Annotated in this window: 5 protein-coding genes; 3 read left to right on the top strand and 2 right to left on the bottom strand. The window is 61.0% G+C overall.

The window, feature by feature from the left end; all coding sequences use genetic code 11:
* The first annotated feature begins 131 nt into the window (after positions 1-131).
* The gene (locus M0808_RS28330) at positions 132-791 is read left to right on the top strand and encodes an isoprenylcysteine carboxylmethyltransferase family protein (protein ID WP_247843186.1); all 660 of its coding nucleotides are present in this window, start codon (positions 132-134) and stop codon (positions 789-791) included.
* Positions 792-972: 181 nt separating this feature from the next.
* Here M0808_RS28330 and M0808_RS28325 read toward each other — a convergent pair whose 3' ends face one another.
* Positions 973-1641: an HAD-IA family hydrolase gene (locus tag M0808_RS28325; protein ID WP_247843185.1), complete on the bottom strand. Its 669-nt coding sequence runs from the start codon at positions 1639-1641 to the stop codon at positions 973-975.
* A 79-nt stretch (positions 1642-1720) separates the two neighbouring features.
* A complete protein-coding gene (locus M0808_RS28320) occupies positions 1721-2134 on the bottom strand; it encodes a response regulator (RefSeq protein ID WP_247843184.1) in 414 nt (137 codons plus the stop codon).
* A 199-nt stretch (positions 2135-2333) separates the two neighbouring features.
* On the opposite strand from M0808_RS28320, the gene M0808_RS28315 reads away from it, so the two are divergent.
* Positions 2334-3275, top strand: a complete 942-nt coding sequence (locus M0808_RS28315) for a class I SAM-dependent methyltransferase (RefSeq protein WP_247843183.1) — start codon at positions 2334-2336, stop codon at positions 3273-3275.
* Positions 3276-3631: 356 nt separating this feature from the next.
* Positions 3632-3853, top strand: a 222-nt coding sequence (locus tag M0808_RS28310; protein WP_247843182.1) for a hypothetical protein, incomplete at its 3' end; no start/stop codon positions are given.

Here is a 3853-nt window from a genome sequence, read left to right as displayed (position 1 = left end):
GATCAAGGGTGGGAGTGGGCTTGCTCACGAAGGGGTCGGGACATCCGGCTTCAATGGTGACTGATCCGGTACCTACGCGGGTTCAGCGACGTCCTACACTGAAAGGATCAGCCGCTTTTCAAGAGATGACCATGAAAATGTCTGCGCAAATGACCGTGGTTGCGGTGCTCGCCACCCTCGCCTACCTGGGCCTGGCGGTGTGGGGCATTGGTGGGCCGGCGGTGTTCTTTTCGCATGGGGCGCTGGTGCTGGTGGCGCTGGCCACGGTGCTGATGGTGTTGGCGTCGCTGTTCACCGACGTGAACATGAGTTCGGGCGAGCGCGAGGACCGCGCCAATCGCTGGGTGATTCCGGCGTTCGGCGTGATCGGTCTGGTCAGCGGTTTTCTCCCGGCATACTGCGACCGCATCGACTTCTGGACCTTCGGCGCTGAAGGCGTGCGCTGGCTCGGCGCGCTGTTGTTTATCGTCGGTGGCACGCTGCGGCTGTGGCCGGTGTTTGTGCTGGGCCGTCGGTTCAGCGGCCTGGTGGCGATTCAGCCGGGGCATCGGCTGGTCACCGACGGCATTTACACACGCCTGCGCAATCCGAGCTATCTGGGGTTGGTGGTCAACGCCGTGGGCTGGGCGCTGGCGTTTCGTTCCAGTGTCGGGTTGATTCTGGCGGCGCTGACGCTGATTCCACTGATCGCACGTATTCACTCGGAAGAGGCGCTGCTGCGCGGGCAGTTTGGTGCAGAGTACGAGGCTTATTGCGCGCGCAGCTGGCGATTGTTGCCGGGGGTTTACTGACGCCATCACCAGCAGACTGAACCGGCTCCTGCAGTGTTGGATAGCGGGCAACATTTACGGCCCGACATTGATCGAATGTGGGAGCGGGCTTGCTCGCGAATGCGCTGAATCAGTCGACATCGCATGCAACTGAAAGACCGCATTCGCGAGCAAGCCCGCTCCCACAGGGGACTTTGTAGTGTCAGGCCTTTTGCAGGTGCAGTTGACCTTGGCTATCGACGACAACGCTCAGCGGCTCATAACTGTCGATAGTCGCGTGGCGGGTTTCGAGGGGATGCTGGTGCGTCGTGGTGATGATCATCAGCGCCGCTCCGGCAGCTTCGGCGGCCTGGATACCGACGGTGGCATCTTCGAAAATCAGGCAGTCGCCAGCCTCAAGCCCCAGGCGCTTTGCCGCCAGACGATAACCCGCCGGATCAGGCTTGCCAGCCGTCACATCCTCCGCCGTAATCATCACCGCAGGCTCGGAAATCCCCGCCGCGGCCATCCGCCGCAACGCCAGATCCCGTGGCGCCGACGTCACCATCGCCCAGCGCTCACTCGGCAAGGCGTCGAGAAACGCCGCGGCCCCGGGAATCTGCACAATCCCTTCGACATCATCGATTTCCGCCTGCGCGATAAACGCCGCTTGCGCCTCGGCGTCCACCCCTGGCAGGTTCAGCCGGCGGATGGTGTCGATGGCGCGGGCGCCATGGATGGTCGGCAGGAAACGCTCGACATCAACCCCGTGACGCTCAGCCCACGCCGCCCAGACGCGCTCGGCAGCGGCGATGGAATTGAGGACGGTACCGTCCATGTCGAACAGGAACGCGCCGAACGCGCGGTCGAAGACGTTATCGTGAGCAGACAAAAGGTCGCATCCTTTGACAGAATTGGGCAGATTGGCCGGGCAATGTAGCATTTTTGCCCGGCCATTCGCCCCGAAGGGCTCAGTGCAGACGCGCAGCCTTGGACTTGAACGCGCTGTCGACACAGTCAAGCAACTGGCCGATCGCCCAGGGCTTTTTGATGAACGCCACCGGATGCTTGACCCCGGAAGTTTCCGGGGTTTCATAACCGGACATGACCATCACCGGCTTTTCCGGCCAGCGGTCGCCGACCAGATTGGCCAGCCCCGCTCCGTTGATTTCACCGGGCATGGTGATGTCGGTGAGCAGCAGCGCGACTTCCGGCGCGTGCTCTTCCAGATACAGCTTGGCGGCATCCGCGCTGGTTTGCGGCTCGACCTTGAAACCTTCCTCCTGAAGAATTTCGCAGAGAAACTCCAGAATCAACGGGTCGTCCTCAACCACCAGAATCAACCCGTCAGGAAGGTGCTCGCTCGCCGTCGGTGTTGGACTCATGAACTGGCACTCCCTGAATTGCATTAACGATTTAGCGGCTTGTTTCCGCTGCTTATCAGGTATGAGCAGCGCGCCCTGCATAAATTCATTTTTGATACAGGTCTTTTCTTAACAGTGGTCAATCGCCTTGGCTGACCGGCGTTCGCCAAGCGGTTTTTGTGGTTAAAATGCCGGCCCTTTTGCTTGCCGACCGTGACTGATGAACCCTGAAGCCCTCGCCACCCTCCGCGCCCATCTGCTGCCTGCACTGGCGGCCGCACCGAGCGAAACCCGTCGCCTGTTCCATGGGCGCGGGCGTTGCTGGCCGGGGCTGGAGCAAGTGACGGTGGACTGGCTGCAAGGCGTGGTGCTGGTCTCGCTGTTCAAGGAGCCTGTGCCCGAGCAGCTCGAAGCGCTCAAACACTTGTTGCTCGACATCAGCACCTCGGCAGAATGGCAACAGTCCGCTGCCCACACCTTGCTAGTGCAACATCGTTACCTGCCGCAGAGCACCGCCGAATGGCTGCTGGGCAATGAAATCGAGGAGATGAGCATCGTCGAGGGCGGCTTGCAGTACCGCGTCGACCTGGGCCGCAAGCAAAACGCCGGGCTATTTCTCGACATGCGCTACGGGCGCAACTGGGTGCGTGAGCAGGCCGCAGGCAAACGCGTACTGAACCTGTTCGCCTACACCTGTGGGTTTTCCGTGGCAGCCATCGAAGGCGGCGCCAGCCATGTGGTCAACCTCGACATGTCCCGCGCCGCACTGAGCCGCGGTCGTGACAATCACCGGCTGAACGGGCATGACCTGAGCAAGGTGAGTTTCCTTGGCCACGACCTGTTCAAGTCCTGGGGCAAGGTGATCAACAGCGGCCCGTACGACCTGGTGATCATCGACCCGCCATCGTTCCAGAAAGGCAGTTTTCTGCTGACCAAGGATTACCAGCGCGTATTGCGTCGTTTACCGGAATTGCTCACGGCGAACGGCACGGTGCTGGCGTGCATGAATGATCCGTCGTTCGGTTCGGACTTTTTGATCGATGGCGTGACGCAAGAGGCGCCAAGCTTGCGCTTTGAGCAGCGGCTGGAGAATCCGCCTGAGTTTCCGGATATTGATCCTGAGAGCGGCCTGAAGGCGCTCGTCTTCAAACGCCTCGACTGACCCGACATCCCGCGAACCCCGCTCATCCCTGTAGGAGTGAGCCTGCTCGCGAAGACTGACTCACCGGCAACCCATTTCTTCAGAAGGACAAAACCCGCCGCCCCGATCAACCGGGGCGGCGGGTTTTGTCGTTCAGGCCGAGATCAAATCGTACCCGTCTGCAACGAATGATCATTGAGCACGCTGCTGATGATCGCCGCGCTGTCCTGCTCACCCGCAATCACCTCAGCGCCCCCCGACCGTTCATCGCAAATACCTCCTCACCTGTAATTTCTGACAGTAGCCAGAGCCGTCATCTTCAGCGCTGAATAACTCCATGCCCTTTGTCTCCCGACAGTTCGCTTGGAGTTCCGTCCATGCTCGTTCAGCCCAAGAAGAAAATCTCTGCCCCCCATTCATTGCTGGACCCGATAGTGCTCGGGCGCCTCCTGCCTTCCGGTCAGTGGGGGATCAACCGGGCGGCGGCGCTGCTCACCTTTCCCGATGACGGTCTGCAAGTCGTGATCCCCGTCTGGGCCAACAAGGCTGTCGGCGATACCGCCAAGCTGCTGCTCAATGGCCGTGAGGTCGACGGGCGC

Source organism: Pseudomonas sp. MWU12-3103b, from assembly GCF_023100615.1.
GTDB classification, from domain to species: Bacteria; Pseudomonadota; Gammaproteobacteria; order Pseudomonadales; family Pseudomonadaceae; genus Aquipseudomonas; species Aquipseudomonas putida_A.
Note: the sequence above shows the minus strand (reverse complement) of the source record. Positions and strands in the feature narration are given on the sequence as shown.

What these genes read in the sequence shown, in the direction of transcription:
- M0808_RS28320 (WP_247843184.1), bottom strand. Translation starts at nt 2,134, where the DNA reads ATGAGTCCAACACCGACGGCGAGCGAGCACCTTCCTGACGGGTTGATT.
- M0808_RS28330 (WP_247843186.1), top strand. Translation starts at nt 132, where the DNA reads ATGAAAATGTCTGCGCAAATGACCGTGGTTGCGGTGCTCGCCACCCTC.
- M0808_RS28315 (WP_247843183.1), top strand. Translation starts at nt 2,334, where the DNA reads ATGAACCCTGAAGCCCTCGCCACCCTCCGCGCCCATCTGCTGCCTGCA.